This window comes from Paenibacillus cellulositrophicus, assembly GCF_009363095.1.
In the GTDB taxonomy this organism is placed as follows: Bacteria; Bacillota; Bacilli; order Paenibacillales; family Paenibacillaceae; genus Paenibacillus_AQ; species Paenibacillus_AQ favisporus.
In genome coordinates, this window is the sequence record NZ_CP045295.1 from 1,697,743 (window position 1) to 1,713,175 (window position 15,433).

The 15,433-nt window shown below is 55.2% G+C and carries 17 protein-coding genes; 3 read left to right on the forward strand and 14 right to left on the reverse strand.

The features are described from left to right. Window positions 1-5: 5 nt before the first annotated feature. The 3 genes from GCU45_RS07755 to GCU45_RS07765 form a co-directional block, all read right to left on the reverse strand. Complete coding sequence (locus tag GCU45_RS07755; RefSeq protein ID WP_076169644.1) at window positions 6-266, reverse strand: IreB family regulatory phosphoprotein; 261 nt, start codon at window positions 264-266, stop codon at window positions 6-8. A 203-nt stretch (window positions 267-469) separates the two neighbouring features. Continuing rightward, window positions 470-3,094, reverse strand: a complete 2,625-nt coding sequence (gene alaS, locus GCU45_RS07760) for an alanine--tRNA ligase (protein ID WP_152398552.1) — start codon at window positions 3,092-3,094, stop codon at window positions 470-472. Window positions 3,095-3,489: 395 nt separating this feature from the next. Beyond that, entirely contained in the window at window positions 3,490-4,557 is a 1,068-nt protein-coding gene (locus GCU45_RS07765; RefSeq protein WP_152398553.1) for an AI-2E family transporter, read from the reverse strand. 88 nt (window positions 4,558-4,645) lie between these two features. On the opposite strand from GCU45_RS07765, the gene GCU45_RS33735 reads away from it, so the two are divergent. Next, window positions 4,646-4,786, forward strand: coding sequence for a hypothetical protein (locus GCU45_RS33735; RefSeq protein WP_167527093.1), 141 nt, complete (start codon window positions 4,646-4,648; stop codon window positions 4,784-4,786). Between the two features lie 155 nt (window positions 4,787-4,941). On the opposite strand, the gene GCU45_RS07770 is transcribed toward GCU45_RS33735, so the two are convergent. The 3 genes from GCU45_RS07770 to GCU45_RS07780 all read right to left on the reverse strand — a co-directional run bounded on the left by GCU45_RS07770 (window position 4,942) and on the right by GCU45_RS07780 (window position 6,986). Then, complete coding sequence (locus GCU45_RS07770; protein ID WP_076169641.1) at window positions 4,942-5,148, reverse strand: hypothetical protein; 207 nt, start codon at window positions 5,146-5,148, stop codon at window positions 4,942-4,944. Between the two features lie 13 nt (window positions 5,149-5,161). Next, on the reverse strand, window positions 5,162-5,683 hold the full coding sequence (locus tag GCU45_RS07775; protein ID WP_076169640.1) for a PRC-barrel domain-containing protein: 522 nt from the start codon (window positions 5,681-5,683) through the stop codon (window positions 5,162-5,164). A gap of 160 nt (window positions 5,684-5,843) precedes the next feature. Beyond that, on the reverse strand, window positions 5,844-6,986 hold the full coding sequence (locus GCU45_RS07780) for a cysteine desulfurase family protein (RefSeq protein WP_152398554.1): 1,143 nt from the start codon (window positions 6,984-6,986) through the stop codon (window positions 5,844-5,846). A 168-nt stretch (window positions 6,987-7,154) separates the two neighbouring features. On the opposite strand from GCU45_RS07780, the gene GCU45_RS07785 reads away from it, so the two are divergent. After that, entirely contained in the window at window positions 7,155-7,490 is a 336-nt protein-coding gene (locus GCU45_RS07785) for a hypothetical protein (RefSeq protein ID WP_076169638.1), read from the forward strand. Window positions 7,491-7,640: 150 nt separating this feature from the next. Here GCU45_RS07785 and cymR read toward each other — a convergent pair whose 3' ends face one another. Next, window positions 7,641-8,060 carry a cysteine metabolism transcriptional regulator CymR gene (gene cymR, locus GCU45_RS07790; RefSeq protein WP_076169637.1) on the reverse strand — a complete coding sequence of 140 codons (420 nt, stop codon included), beginning with the start codon at window positions 8,058-8,060 and terminating at the stop codon, window positions 7,641-7,643. A 403-nt stretch (window positions 8,061-8,463) separates the two neighbouring features. Here cymR and mnmA point away from each other — a divergent pair, with 403 nt between their 5' ends. After that, window positions 8,464-9,588, forward strand: coding sequence for a tRNA 2-thiouridine(34) synthase MnmA (gene mnmA, locus GCU45_RS07795; RefSeq protein WP_326104071.1), 1,125 nt, complete (start codon window positions 8,464-8,466; stop codon window positions 9,586-9,588). Between the two features lie 149 nt (window positions 9,589-9,737). Here mnmA and GCU45_RS07800 read toward each other — a convergent pair whose 3' ends face one another. The 7 genes from GCU45_RS07800 to GCU45_RS07830 all read right to left on the reverse strand — a co-directional run bounded on the left by GCU45_RS07800 (window position 9,738) and on the right by GCU45_RS07830 (window position 15,293). After that, a complete protein-coding gene (locus GCU45_RS07800) occupies window positions 9,738-11,048 on the reverse strand; it encodes a replication-associated recombination protein A (RefSeq protein WP_152398555.1) in 1,311 nt (436 codons plus the stop codon). 122 nt (window positions 11,049-11,170) lie between these two features. Then, window positions 11,171-11,734 (reverse strand): GNAT family N-acetyltransferase, encoded by a 564-nt coding sequence (locus tag GCU45_RS07805; RefSeq protein WP_152398556.1) that lies wholly within the window; start codon window positions 11,732-11,734, stop codon window positions 11,171-11,173. Window positions 11,735-11,874: 140 nt separating this feature from the next. Next, window positions 11,875-12,198, reverse strand: coding sequence for a DUF6092 family protein (locus GCU45_RS07810; protein WP_244364470.1), 324 nt, complete (start codon window positions 12,196-12,198; stop codon window positions 11,875-11,877). Further along, window positions 12,179-12,700, reverse strand: a complete 522-nt coding sequence (locus tag GCU45_RS07815; RefSeq protein ID WP_152398557.1) for a nitroreductase family protein — start codon at window positions 12,698-12,700, stop codon at window positions 12,179-12,181. Before GCU45_RS07815 ends, GCU45_RS07810 begins: the two co-directional genes overlap by 20 nt. A gap of 19 nt (window positions 12,701-12,719) precedes the next feature. Then, window positions 12,720-13,580, reverse strand: a complete 861-nt coding sequence (locus GCU45_RS07820; RefSeq protein ID WP_152398558.1) for an NADPH-dependent oxidoreductase — start codon at window positions 13,578-13,580, stop codon at window positions 12,720-12,722. 46 nt (window positions 13,581-13,626) lie between these two features. After that, window positions 13,627-14,577 (reverse strand): aminopeptidase, encoded by a 951-nt coding sequence (locus tag GCU45_RS07825; protein WP_152398559.1) that lies wholly within the window; start codon window positions 14,575-14,577, stop codon window positions 13,627-13,629. Window positions 14,578-14,621: 44 nt separating this feature from the next. After that, window positions 14,622-15,293 (reverse strand): AroM family protein, encoded by a 672-nt coding sequence (locus GCU45_RS07830; RefSeq protein WP_145131413.1) that lies wholly within the window; start codon window positions 15,291-15,293, stop codon window positions 14,622-14,624. Between the last annotated feature and the right edge of the window lie 140 nt (window positions 15,294-15,433).

The following is a 15,433-nucleotide window of genomic DNA, read 5'->3' on the forward strand; positions in this document are numbered from 1 at the left end:
CTCTCCTATCGGTGATTGGCTAGATAGAACCGGACCAGCTCTTCAATCAACTCATCACGCTCTTTTTTTCGAACCAGGCTTCTCGCGTTGTTCTGGCGCGGTATATAAGCGGGGTCTCCGGATATCAGGTAGCCGACGATCTGGTTGATCGGGTTATAATCCTTCTCCACCAGCGCGTCGTATACCGTCAGAAGGATATCCTTCGCGGAGGCCTCCTTCTCATCACCCTTCACGTTAAACTTGACTGTCTTATCCATGGAATCCATTTGTGACACCTCGCTTCTTCAAAAACATGTCCATGCATGCTTTGACGAATTGAATCTTTAAGGTTTCCTACTTTTTCTATCATACCATACCGGGCCGCGCCGAAGGAAATTCCACGGAAATAAAAAACAAAAAATTTACAAAGTCCCGGGTAGCCGCCGGACTCTTTACAATGTATTGGATGCAGAAGGCAAAGATGATATACCTAAATTCCAGATCCAACCAATTGCTCAGCCAGCTTCAAAGCGTCTTCCAGCTTGCTGGCGTCCTTGCCGCCAGCCTGGGCCATATCGGGACGTCCGCCGCCTCCGCCGCCGCAGACTGCCGCGATCTCCTTCACCAGCTTGCCTGCATGAAGCCCCGACTTCACGAGCTCTTGCGGAACGGAAACGACGAAGTTCACCTTCTCGTCCATCGCTGCGCCGAGAACCAGCACGGCATTCGGGAGCTTGCCCTTCAGTTCGTCGGCAATCGAGCGCAGGCCATCCATGCTTCCCGCATTGACGCGGACAGCGAGCAGTTCTCTTCCGTTCACCTGCTTCACCTGTTCGGTGAGCTGGCCGGCTTCGATCGTGCTCAGCTTGCTCTGAAGCGACTCGTTCTCGCGTCCCAGCTCTTTCAGCTGGCCGTGCAGCGCTTCAATCCGTCTCGGCACGTCGTGCAGATTCGATTTAAGAAGTTCTGCGGACTGCTTCAGCAGCGACAGCTGGCCTTCCAGGAATTCGTATGCCATGCGGCCGGTTACCGCCTCAATCCGGCGTACCCCCGAGCCGATGCCGCTTTCGCTAACCAGCTTGAAGATTCCGATCTCGGACGTGTTGTTCACGTGGCATCCGCCGCACAGCTCCAAGCTGTAATCGCCGACCTGCACGACGCGGACGATGCTGCCGTACTTCTCGCCAAACAGCGCCATGGCGCCCATCGCTTTGGCTTCGTCGAGCGATTTATATTCAATTGTTACATTAGTGCCCTTCCAAATTTGTTCATTCACGCGGCGTTCGATATCCGTCAGTTCTTCCGGCGTGATGCTGCCGAAATGCGAAAAGTCGAAGCGCAGTCGCTGCGGCTCAACGAGCGATCCGGCTTGATTGACGTGGGTGCCGAGTACTTCCTTCAGCGCTTTATGAAGGAGGTGGGTCGCCGTATGGTTCTTCTCGATGTCTCTGCGTTTGTCATGATCGACCTCCGCCTTGACGGTCTCGCCGACCTTGAGCTCCCCGGCTTCCACCGTCACCTGGTGCACATGCTGTCCGTGCGGCGCCTTGAAGAGGCCCTCCACTCTAGCCGTCACCGATCCGCCGCGCAGCAGACCCTGGTCGCTGACCTGGCCGCCGCTCTCAGCATAGAACGGAGTGACGTCAAGCACCACCTGGGCGCTCTGTCCTTCCCCGGCGATGTCCACCATGGCGTCATCGACAATGATCGCCACAATTTTCGACTCGGTTACCGTGTCATTATATCCAACAAATTCACTTTTAACCGTATAATCGGACAGGACGCCGCCCTGAACCTTCATGCCACCGCTCTCCTGACGGGCTGCACGCGCGCGGTCGCGCTGCTCCTGCATCGCTGCGTCAAAGCCTTCGCGGTCAACGGTCAGCCCATGCTCAGCCGCATAGTCTTCCGTCAGGTCGAACGGGAAACCATACGTATCGTACAGCTTGAATGCATCGCTGCCGCCGATCTGCTTCGTGCCCTGCTCCAGCGCCTGCTTGCTGATTTCCTCGAGGATCGCCAGGCCGTCGGACAGCGTCTCATGGAAACGTTCTTCCTCCGTGGAGATCACCTTCTCGATGAATTCGCGTTTCTCCACCACGTTCGGGTAGTATACGCCCATAATGTCGCCGACGGTTTCCACCAGGCTGTACAGGAACGGACGGTCAAGACCCAGCACTTTGCCGTAACGTACGGCGCGGCGCAGCAAACGGCGGATGATGTAGCCGCGTCCTTCATTTGACGGAAGCACGCCGTCGGCCACCGCAAACGTAACGGTACGCACATGGTCGGCAATGACCTTCAGCGCGACGTCGCCCTCTACGCTGGCATTGTATTTAACGCCGGCCAGCTCTGCCGTTTTTTGAATGATCGGTTGGAACAGGTCGGTGTCGAAGTTGGAGTCGACGTTTTGCAAAATGGATGCAAAGCGTTCCAGGCCCGCTCCGGTATCGATGTTCTTGTTTGGGAGCGGCGTGTAGGAGCCGTCCTTGTTGTGGTTGAACTGCGAGAAGACGAGGTTCCACACCTCCAGGAAGCGTTCGTTCTCCCCGCCCGGGTACATTTCCGGATCAGAAAGGTCGCCATAGGCTTCGCCGCGGTCATAGAAAATTTCCGTACAAGGACCGCAAGGGCCTTCGCCGATGTCCCAGAAGTTATCCTCCAGCTTCACGATCCGCTCGGCCGGCAGGCCAATCTTTTCGTTCCAGAGCTTAAAGGCTTCTTCATCCTCCGGATATACCGTGACCGACAGGCGCTCCGCATCGAATCCGATCCATTCCTTGCTGGTCAGAAATTCCCATGCCCATGTAATGGCCTCTTCCTTGAAGTAGTCGCCGATGGAGAAGTTGCCGAGCATTTCAAAAAAGGTGTGATGCCGGCGCGTCTTGCCTACATTTTCGATATCGTTGGTACGGATACACTTCTGCGAGTTCGTGAGCCGGGGATTTTCGGGACTGATGCGTCCGTCAAAATACGGCTTCAGCGGGGCCATACCCGCGTTGATCCACAGCAGGGAGGGATCGTTATGCGGCACGAGCGAAGCGCTCGGCTCGATCTGGTGTCCCTTGCTTGCGAAAAATTCAAGCCATTTGGAACGTATTTCACTTGCTTTCATATTAAACAGCCTCCAGCTCTCTCGTATATTGCATGCAAATGGACGGATAAACGTAAAAAACGCCCCTGATCAGATCAGGGACGAATGAATTCGCGGTACCACCCTGGTTACCGCCTGAACGACTGCCGGGCGCCATACGCCGGCTGCCAGCTTGAATGATCAGGCGATCGCCTTGTTAAGGCCGTTAACGGGGCCAGCCGGTGAATTTGTCACACTCCGAAATCAGCTTTCCGGACAGTATCGCTTGGGGGCTCTTGCAGCCGTCACGCTCACCGTGAAGGAGCCCTTCTCTGAACAAGGAGGAACTGCCGTACTTCATTTCATCGCCGTTTTGTCCGTTTTTGCATAGTATTGTCTGAATTATATCCGATAGCGCGGACGCTTGTCAAACCGCTCTACGTCGTCTTCCGCTTGACGTAATAGGCAAAGAAGTGCTGAATGATGACCTTGATCACCGCGAATAAAGGCACCGCCAGAATGAGTCCGACGACCCCTGCGATCTCCCCGCCGACCAGAAGGGCAAAAATAATGAGCATCGGGTGAAGATGCAGCTTCTTCCCCACGACCTGGGGCGATACGATATTGCTCTCCAGGAGCTGGCACAGCCAGTTCACGATGATGACCATCAGCACCATTTTCCAGGATATCGTCGAAGCCATGACCACCGCAGGCGCCGCGCCCAGGAACGGGCCGAGGTAGGGCACGATGTTGAATACCGCAACGATGCTCGCCATCAGCAGGGCATACGGCATGCCGACGATCATATATCCGATATAGGCCAGAATGCCGACAATGAGACACACCAGGAACTGCCCGCGGACATAATTCCCGAGCGCCTCATCGATCTCCTTCAGCAATCTGACGGAAGCCTTGCGCCGGGTGCGCGGCAGCAGCGATACGACCGCCCGCTCAAAAACGTCGAAGTCCTTTAATATGTAGAAAATCAAAAACGGGATGATGAAAATGTTCAGCACGATGTTAATGGTACTGCCGATATGGTCCATGAAATTGGAGATGCCTTTGGCCAGCCGGTCCTCCCACTGCAGCAGCCACTGATCCACGCCCTCCTTAATCCCCACCGGAACCCCCCGATTATCCAGGTTGTTCATGATGTTCTGGGCATGCATCGTCATCTCCGGCAAATGCTCGTTCAGTTCCTCCATCTGCTCGATCAGCATCGGGATCAGATTGATCAGAATCACAGCAAGGCAGGTCAGAAAGACGGCGTAAATGAGCAGCACGGCGATTCCCCTCGGCATTTTCCGCGCGGCCAGCATGCTTACTACCGGATTAAGCACATAGGAAATGATCATCGCCACGACAAAGGGGGCCAGGATCGCTTTCAGAAATTGATAGATATTCATGAACATCGGCCGCAGCAGCCAAACGAAATACAGAATAATCAGACCGAGCAGGACCCAAATCATCCCCCGGAACCATTTATTAGCCGTCAGTTTATCCACCCTTGTCTCCTCCTTCCGGACGTGCTGTCAAGTTAGTATATGTCCCGAAATTCGAATTTAACCTATTGGCGGCCTTAGGAGGAGAACTATGGGTAAACGCAAAGAAACCCGGATACCTGATTCTGCCGTGCAGGCAAAAACGGGTACGGGTTTCCAAGATGACGGCAATAAGACCGTGTATGCTTCTTCCGCTGTGGGTGCGTGCTATGTAACCAATAATAAGGATTGAAGCTGCCGGGTGAATCCCCCTTGCGGGCCGTGGCCAAGTGAAGACAAACCACAATTAGCGGAAGGGGCGGCTCCATTTACGCAGCATAAATCAGAAAAATATTCGTTAGGACCCGAGGGTCTGCGGAAATGTTCTGACCGGTACATGCATATTGTTTAAGAGGAAGCGTGCAGATGAGGAAAATCCTGAGGAATCTCCTCAAAGAACAAATCGTCCAGCGAGCTGAGCGTACCGTCCTCTTCTACCTGGTATACGGACATTTTCTCCCCGTTCACCGTCAGTTCAATAAAGCAGCCCCAGCAGTAAAATTGGTGGGAACCGATTTTTCCTATATCTTTGGAATTGCAGTTAGGACATCTCATATTCATTGATCACCTATCCGTTAACAGAATTAATGGCTTTTTCCAAACGCTGTTCGCTCATAGGCGGAACCATGACCGCATTCTCCCCTATGGACATTTCCGTGGTGCAAGGCAGCCATTTCCGCCCTTCAATCAAATCCGAAACAAATCCGTCGCTTATTTCGAGACCTAATATTGTATTTCCCATTTCCTGGTCAAAATAAACGTCCGTCACTTTACCGAGCATCGTACCGTCCTCAGTAAGCACGTCCAGATCCTTTAATTTATTTTTACCCAAAAGATAGGTGTATTGTATGTCGTCGGCATCCGTCTTGCGAACAGCCTGTTTATTACGAATCATCACAGCATCTTCGCCATAAGCAACGACGTCCTCCCAGGACACCGTCTTCGCTGTGTTGGAGAACAACCCTTTGCCTTCTAGCTCAAGACCTTGAATTTTCCAATCTTCGGTGATGATAATATCGTATATTTTGCCGATCTCCTTGCCTTCTTCCACATCAAATACGGCAAGTCCGATCATCTCTTGGAATTTCATGGCCAGGATCCCACCTTACCCTCTTCAAAATTGAAACGAATCCCTTCACGTTACCACCGAAGTCAGCTAATCCAATGCGGCACGCGCAGGTCGATTTGTCTCGCGAACGGTATGGAGCACTCATCCCTCCCTCTCCATCCATGGAGAATCCCTACCTTTCTTACGTAAGACGACGCAGAATGGTTTCAATTTTTCGGGCTGTGTACTCCATATCTTCAGTAGTATTACCCAAACCAAAGCTGAATCGAATCGCCGAACGCAAAACATTTTGAGGCAGCTGCATGGCCTCCAGCACATGGGACAGCTCCAGCGAGCCTGAAGTGCATGCCGAACCGCTGGCCGCGGCGATGCCCTCCATGTCGAGATTCATCAGAAGCGTCTCCGTATCTGTCTGCGGGAAGCTGATGTTCACGATGTGGGGAAGGCATTCCTCTTGATGGCCGTTGATTACAAAAGCGTCCCTGCCGATCCCCTGCTCCAGCGTGCTGATCAAGGTCTGGCGCAAACGAAGATCATGCTCTCTTCGCTGCTCCATCTGGCGGGAAGCAATCTCCACGGCTTTGCCGAAGCCAGCGATTCCAGCCATATTTTCCGTTCCGGCGCGCCGCTTTTTCTCTTGGAGTCCGCCGTGAAGGCGCGGTGCGATGACCAGTCCTTTGCGGACGTATAGCGCTCCTACACCTTGAGGTCCGTTGATTTTGTGCGCGGAAAAGCTCATCATGTCGACCGGAAGCTCATGGCAGTTGATGGGCAGCGCTCCAAGAGCCTGAACGGCGTCCACATGAAAAAGGATATCTCTGCTTCGGGCGATTCTCCCGATTTCTTCAATCGGCTGAATCGTTCCTACCTCGTTGTTCGCATACATGATGCTGATCAGAATCGTATCCTCCGACAATGCCGCTTCCAGATCCTCGGGCTGAACCCGTCCGGTGTGGTCTACCGGCAGGTAAGTGACACGGAAACCTTCCTTCTCCAGCTCTTCGCAGGCGTGAAGCACAGCATGATGCTCGATGGACGACGTAATGATGTGGTTCCCCTTAGACCTGCGCATGGAGGCTGCGCCGAATAAGGCGAGGTTGTCACTTTCCGTGCCCCCGGCGGTAAAGACGATCTCATCGGGCAGGCAGCCGAGAAACTTGGCGATCCGGTCCCTTGCCCCGCTGACGGTGCGCTTGGCCGCACGGCCGAATGCGTGAACGCTGGAGGCGTTGCCGTATTGTCCGGTCATGACGCGCATCATTTCTTCCGCCACTTCCGGATGTACCGGAGTGGAGGCCGCATGGTCCAAATAGATTGATTTCATGATTACACCACCTTGGTCTTGTGTAGTATTTCGCTTATGATGTCCAGTGAAATTGTTGTATTCAGATCAGGGATTTGGAGCCTGTTCATACAGGGTTTGGCTCGGATAGAACGGTTTCCGGGCAGTCATAATATGTCGGTAATCCAATCCCGCTATGGAGGTCATGACATGAACCCGTATTCCCAATCCCAGCAAATCAACCAAATCATTCATCAGCTGACGCAGCAAACCCAACAAGCTTCTATGGCTTACCAGCAAATGCTGAAGCAGGAGCAGCAAAATGCGATGCAGCTGGAGCAGCTCGCTCAGCGTGAGCAGCAAACGTCGCAAATGATTCAATCCGCCCTTCAAGGCCACCAGCGCGCCATTCAACAACTGCAGCAAATCTCCAGCCTGGCCCAGCAAATGGTGAGCTCCGTATCCCAGCCGGTATCGGGATATATGGAAACGCAGCAGCCGCAAGGCTTCCAAACGGGGTTCAACAACCAGTTCCGTCAACAGTAACAACCGGAAACAGACTCGCCGAAGCGGGTCTGTTTTTAATTTGGAAAACATTTACTTACAAAACTTTGGAAGTTGACTATCCTTTCAGAAGGTACGCCGTTTGCAAAGCCGAATGCCACTCGCAAGGGGCGAGTGGCTGCAGCTTGTAGTCTAGATGTAGAACATATAGTTCTCGGACGTCTCTTTCTCCTGGTAGGAAATCAGGTCGGCAAGCGTCGTCGAATCCAGCACGTTGGCGATTCCGTCACGGATCCGCAGCCAAAGATTACGTTTGGCCGGATCATCCTCTTCTGTAAAATCAACCGGCGAAATCGGCCCCTCGAGCACGCGAATGACATCACCGGCCGTAATCTCGGAAGCTTCACGCGATAAGATGTAACCGCCATAAGCGCCGCGGATGCTCTTAACGAGTCCGGCGTTCCGGAGCGGAGCGATCAGCTGCTCCAGATAGTGCTCGGAAAGTTGGTTTTTCTCGGCAATGCTCTTCAGGGATGTCGGCCCTTCGCCGTATTTGGCAGCAAGCTCCATCATGATTGTCAAGCCGTAACGGCCTTTTGTCGATATTTTCAAAGGTGGCACCTCTCTCAGTAAAATTCATGGTATCTATATAGAATGAACTCAAAAACTTCATGTTGAAGGGCTTGGATAAGCCTATTACAACAGGGGGTTCAAATTTCGAAACTTGAGTTGCAATCTATTTAGCTCTTACTCATGTATCGTTATCAATGGTTTTGGTTCAACATGCGGGTGGTGAATCCAAGAGAATACAGCTTATGTAAGCTTTTCCATATCTGCGTATTCCGATCATTTCCCTAGCCTATGTTAACATATCCGGCTCCGTTTTGGTTTAAAAAACAATGACAAAACAAAGAAATGTTCGCGACCGGTGGACAACCTATGTGGTGTGATCTGTGGACAAATGTGTTAAAATAGAGGCTATGGGCACAATCTCATATGAAAATGGTGATGACTTTTGTCTACAGATAATCAAAATATACGTGTCGTCGTCGGGATGTCCGGCGGTGTCGACTCATCCGTCACCGCGCTGCTTCTGAAGCAGCAGGGCTACGACGTCATCGGCATTTTTATGAAAAACTGGGATGACACCGATGAATTCGGCAACTGCACCGCGGAAGACGACGCCGAGGACGTCCGCCGCGTCTGCGAGCAGATCGGCATTCCTTATTACACGGTGAACTTCGAAAAGGAATATTACGATAAAGTATTTTCCTATTTTCTCGATGAATATAAGTTGGGCCGCACACCAAATCCCGATGTCATGTGCAACCGCGAGATTAAATTCGGCGAATTTCTGACGAAAGCGCTGAATCTGGGCGCCCAATATGTAGCCACCGGCCATTATGCCCGCGTTGTTGAGCAGGACGGCGTCTATACGCTGCTGCGCGGCGTGGACAGCAACAAGGATCAGACCTACTTCCTGAACGCGCTCAATCAGCAGCAGCTGTCGAAGGCGATGTTCCCAATCGGACATCTGCCTAAACCGGAGGTCCGCCGAATTGCGGAGGAAGCCGGGCTCTACACCGCCAAGAAAAAGGACAGCACTGGGGTATGCTTTATTGGAGAACGCAATTTCAAAGAGTTCCTGAGCCAATACCTGCCTGCCCAATCCGGCCAAATGGTCGATATCGCCACCGGCGAAGTCAAAGGCCGCCATGACGGCCTCATGTACTACACGCTCGGACAGCGCCAAGGCCTTGGCATCGGCGGTTCCGGCTCGGGCGAACCATGGTTCGTGGCCGACAAGGATCTGGAGAAGAACATTTTGTACGTCGTGCAGGGGGATCAGCATCCCAGCCTGTACTCCACTGGACTCATCGCTTCAGGCGTGAACTGGATCGCGGGACAAGGGGCCGTGCCCAAAGAGCCCTTCCAATGCACCGCCAAGTTCCGCTACCGTCAGCCCGACCAGAAGGTTACGCTGGAATGGCTGCCGGACGGCAGCGTCCATGTTGCGTTTGCCGAGAAGCAAAAGGCCATTACACCCGGCCAAGCCGTCGTGTTCTACCAGGACGATGTGTGCCTGGGCGGCGGAACGATCGACAAGGTGGAAAAAGTTCAATACGAAGCTGCCATCTAAACGCAAAGCATATGTGCAAACCGCCGGCTCTTTCGAGGGCCGGCGGTTTTTTGCATGCCGTCCTTAAAGATTCTCCCCGCCATCATTATTATCCTGCTGTCATTGCAAAACTAATCCCCAATCGAAGTATGTTCCCAGGCACCGGCGGTTTAAGACTGATCCTTCCGAAGCTGCTGGTTATGCCGGATTTTCGCCTCGTTGCCCTGCTCCGACGCTTCATAGAATACCCGGCTGGCGATTTCCTTCGGCAGGTAGTCCTGCTTCACATAATGGCCGGGATAATTATGCGGGTACTTGTACCCTTCATGGCCCAGCTTGACGGCGCCCTTATAGTGCGTATCCCGCAAGTGAAGCGGCACTTCCGCGGATTTGATCTCGTCCATGGCGGACATCGCATTCGAAATCGCCGTATAAACCCTGTTGGATTTCGGGCTCTCCACCGCAAACAGGATCGCCTGCGCAATGTTCAGCTTCGCCTCCGGCCAGCCGTTGTTCCGGTAAGCGTCCAGCGCGCTGACGGCCTGAACCATCGCCTGCGGGTTTGCCAGCCCGATATCCTCGCTGCTGGCGGCAATCAGCCGGCGGATGAACACCATCGGGTCCATGCCCAGCTTCTCCACCGCGTAGAGGAACCAGAACAGCGCGGCATCGCTTGAGCCGCGGATGCTCTTATGAAACGCCGAAAGCACGTCATACTGGGTCGACTCGTCCGCGCGCACGATCGGCCGGCGGATGGACTCCTCCGCCACTTCGAGCGTGATATGGACGGTTCCGTCCGCCTCGGGAGGCGTCGTCAATGCCGCCAATTCCAGCGCATTCAGCGCGCGCCGGATATCCCCGTTCGCCATCGTCGCAATATGATCGAGAGCTTCCTCATCGACCTTCAGCTTCATGAAGCCGAGCCCCTTGTCCGGATCCTGCAGCGCCCGTTTCATCGCCAGCATGGAATGCTCCTTAGTAAGCGGATGAAGCTGGAACAGCGTCGAGCGGCTCATCAAGGCGCCGTTCACATAATGGAATGGGTTCTCCGTCGTCGCTCCGATAAAAATAATCGTCCCCTTCTCCACCGCAGGCAGCAGCGCGTCCTGGCGCGAGCTGTTAAAACGGTGCACCTCGTCCAGAAAGAGGATCGTTTTCGTTCCGTACATCGATTTATTGGTCTGGGCCTGGTCAATCACCTCGCGGACATCCTTGACGGAAGCGTCTACCGCATTCAGCCGGACGAAGTCCGCCTGCGTATGCTGCGAAATAATATGGGCGAGCGTCGTCTTACCGCATCCCGGAGGCCCGTACAGGAGGATGGAGGATACCTGGTCGGCTTCGATCGCCCGGCGGAGCAGCTTGCCGGGACCTACGATATGCTCCTGCCCGATATATTCATCCAGCGTGGTCGGCCGCATCCGGTCGGCCAAGAGCCGTGCGCCCGGATTCGCGTCCAGCTGGAAAGAGAATAAGTCCATTCGATTCACGTCCTTGAAAGTCTAAAATGCTTGTCCCTGCGGACCAAAGCTGTTCTTCTATCATACCATACCCGGCCGGGAGAGTTCATTCCCTTCTGTTTCCGGGCGAACAGGCGGTGCGCTCATGACTTGCTCGGACGGCGGTAGGCCTTTTCGTGAAAGCGCAGGATCGACTGAAACAGCTCCTCGCCGCCGTCATGCGATTCGACGGGATGCTCGGGATCAAGGCTGAGGTACATCGCCCGGTACGTTTCAGGCACCCAAATGTACGAATGCACGTACGCCGTCGGCGTAAAACCGGCCTTTTTCCAAAAGGCGATTCTGCCGGCGTTTTCTTCCGATGGATCGGCTTCCGCTTCGATCACGATACCTCTATAACCCCTGCTGTCGGCCCATTCACGCAAATCCCGGAGGCAGGCAAGTCCGACACCTTGTCCCCTTGAACTTCCCCGTACCGCAATATAATCGATGACCAGCAGGTTTTCCTTGGCATCCGTCCCCGTCAGGGCCATGGCCGCTGCGGTTTGGCCTTCGCTCCAGACGTGCAGTGCACACAGTCCCCTTTCAAACATGCGCATGATGATCGCTTTCGTTTTCCGCCCATGCTCCGGAAAGGCCTCCTCATAAACCGGCTCCGCCTGCTGCCACATCGCTTCGTCCCAATGTTCCGTCACCTGATGCTGCATCGTTCGTTGTTCTCCTTCTTTGTAGAAAATGGATGGTCATGCCTTTATTATAATGGCCCGCATGACGAAAAACACCGCAGAGCCGGCCAGCCGGACTGCGGTGTAATATGAACAACGGCTCTCGTCGTTGCGGCGAGCTGCTAAGCTTTGGGCTTCCCCTCAAGCGTCGCTTGGACCAGCACGGCGATCGCCCGGTCCAAGGCTTCGGCAAAGCCATCAGGGTCCGTCATCGCCACCGGCCGGGATTCGCGGACAGCAGCCATGGCTTGCTCCACCGTCTCGTCCCGGATCCCGGCGGATTGCAGCAGCTCCAGCCCCTTCTCCAGCGTATCCGCCAGCCGCATCGGGCCGTAGGACTGGGGCTCACGGTAGAGGGCGCGGGCGCTGGTCAGCACATAGGCCGCAAAATCCAGCATTCGCTCCCCCATATCCCCGGCCCCCGGGTTAGCTTCCGTAGCGTTCAAATGAAATCATCTCCTTCGGCGGCTTCGACGTTTTCGGACGCGGCGGCTTGTCGGCGTAGCCGAGGCTGATCAGCAGCTCGGGCTTCACTTCCTCAGGCAAACCGGTGATGGCTGCAATGGACGGTGCGTGAAACGACCGGACCGGACAGCTGGACGCGCCGAGCGATTGGGCGGTGAGCATGATCGCGGAAGCGGCGACCCCCAAATTAATGAACCGCAGCGTGTCGGCACTGTCTGCTCCGCCCCGTGCCAGTGCCTCCTGATGATTGCTGCAGAGAACGACCACCGCTGCCGGCTGCCCCGACAGCCCCTGCGCAAACCGCTTGATATGCCGGATCCGCACTTCGTCCTGAACGATGACAAAATGCGATTCCTGCGCATTGCTTGCCGACGGGCTGTGAAGAATGGCTTCCTCGATCGCCTCCACGATATGCCTATCAAGCCGCTGGTCGGTAAAAGAACGCGCGCTGCGCCTTGCCTTGATGGTTTCCAGTACATCCATGGTGTTATCCCCCTCTCGCCTATCGCAAGGAAAATCCTCTCCGCATCAAAACTTCCCGTAAATTCTCTCTCAAGCTTGACGATGGCGCGATCGTCTCCGGTCGCGTGCAGCGTCTGGCCGTGTGCTCACACCAGCCATAATCCGCTCCTTCCTTCTCCGGTTCACCGGCAATCGAGACCCGGCGGCCGTCATACGATCGGCGTGATATCATTTGCTCATCGTACGCCTTCAGCCCTTCGTCCAATGCGGCGGCCGAATATCGTTCTTCATGAACCGTAACGCTCATCGGCAGGCGGGGCTTCACCCCTCTGCGCACCCCTTCACGCTCCCGGCCGACCGCCAAGCCGACCACGGCAAACATCCCCTCGGGAAGGCCGAGCTCAAGCGCCAGCTCCTCCGGATGGTTGCGGACGGACCCGACCGGGACGGCGCCGTAACCGAGCGCTTCGGCAGCGACCAGGGCGTTCTGCATCGCAAGGGCAGCATCGACGGATGACAGCAGGAACATTTCCAGCGTGTCCGCCTTAAAGTCGTAGCCCTGTCGCCGCGTAACATATTTCAGCCGATGGATGTCCGCGCAAAAAATCAGCATCAGCGGCGCTTCCTGGATAAACCCCTGGTGGCCCGACAGTGCCGAAATTCGCGATTTCCGGTCCGCATCCCGGACAACGATGATGCTGTAAGCCTGCAGGTTGGAGGAAGTAGGTGCGCTTCTGGCGGACGTCAGGATCGCTTCAAGCGCGGCCGGCGCCACCTCCTCCGGCGTAAAGCTCCGGACGGACTCATGGCTGGTCAGAACCTGGATCGTCCCGTTCAGGTGCGTTTCGTCCGGCACGCTTCCCTCCATCTCGAAGCGGTTTCGTATCATGTTCCGTCCCATGTCTCTCCCCCTCAAGCAATGGCATTCCGCTAGAACACTACAGCGTTCAGCCGTTCAATTCCCCACTCTTCATGATTTGACGGCCGTCCAGATACACATCCGGCTTGCCGACGACGCAATCGATATGCACGCCTGCAGCGACGACGCCGCCGAACGTGTTGTTACTGCCGAAGGCCACGTGGATGGTACCGTACACCTTCTCGTCTTCCAGCACCACGCCGGTGATCCGGGCCTTCTCGTTCGTACCGATGCCGAACTCGCCAAGCAGACGGCCGTCCCCATCGCCGAGCATCTGCAGCAGCTTCTCTCCCTCCGGCCCGCCTTCGGCCGCGGTCAGGCGTCCCTTTTCCACGGTCAGCACGATCGGGCCCGACAGCTTGCCGATGCCGGCAATGGAGCCGTCGACAACGATTTGACCTTCGGCCGTTCCTTCGACCGGAGCGATATAGGCTTCACCCGAAGGCAGGTTTCCGGATTGCCCCGGCTCCAGGTACATGCCCGTGCTGGGTACCCCGTCCCGCCCCTGGATGGAAAACTCCAGCGAACGGCCGTCCTTCTCGATGCGCACCGTTTGGGCGCTTGTCAGTATATCCGTCACTTTCTCGGTCAGCGCTTTTACCTGCGTATAATCGGCGGCAATGGCGCCTTCCAGAAACATGTCCTCGGTGATGCCCGGCATGGTAGCCAGACGCGCTCCGGCAGCTGCCGCCTGCTTGCGGGCCTGCGTATGCGTCAGCGAGTGCTTCGTAATGCATACCACGACCTGCGCTTTGGTCATTGCGGCCGCAATCGCCTCTGGAGGCTCCTCCCCCGACTTCGCGCGCTCTGTCATGACAGCCAGCATCGACTCGGCTCCGAGGCGCTTTCCGGCTTCATGCAGCGCTTCGGCCAGCTCCTTCCGGCTCTCATCGGTAACGACCAGAAAAGTCTCTCCGGATTTCAATCCAAGGCAATCGGCCAACGTGTTCATACTGATTTCAACGATCTTTTCATTCATTGCGAAACAGCTTCCTTCCTTATAAAAAATAGGGCTCGACCGGCTCAAATCATTTCCGATACGATTTTAGCCATAATAGCATTCGACAGAATGACCGGCAAGCCGGAGGCTTCGGCCACCATACGGCGCGCTTCCTCGGTGTATCCCATGCAGTCCAACAGAATCAGATCCGTCTGGTCCTTCAGCGCGCGTGCGGCGGCTTCGAAATTCCCTTCCTCAACAATGTACGGCGAAGCAACGGCAAACACCGGATGCAGTCCATGAAGCTCAAACTTTGAGTTCATGCTGTCCTTCTGCTCCTCCAGCGGAACGATGACGCCCAAACGTCTTGGGCCGACCATCGCTTTCACTGCCGGGGGAATGATATGATCCGGCTCGATCAAATAGGAAGATTGGGTGGCGAGTCCCGGAAATACGCCTGTGCACAGCAGCAAAATCTGCCGGATGCCCTGCTCTTCCATGGCATAAATTTTCTGCTGAAGCAGCGGCTGCATCTTGCTTCTTCCCATGACGACCGACTGCCCTGTCGTTAACCGCGAGGTGAGCGTATGGTCCCCTTCCTCCGGCTTCAGCTTTGCGTCGATTTCCTCCTTGGTCATTCCGTCCAGCACGCCGGCCTGAACGATGTCCACCCGGCTTGGCAAATGCTCCTCCAGAATCGGCGTAACGTCCTTCCGCGGCGCCTGCCCGATCGTAATTACCCCCAGTTTCGTCATACTGCTGATCCTCCTTCACCATGATCGATATCGAATGAAGCTTCCCCATTCCACATTGTTCGTGATCCCCTGGTTTACGTCATGATTGAATCGTACCCAAACGGGGATTTCCCTGCTGAAAAAGGGAAGACAGCCGTTTG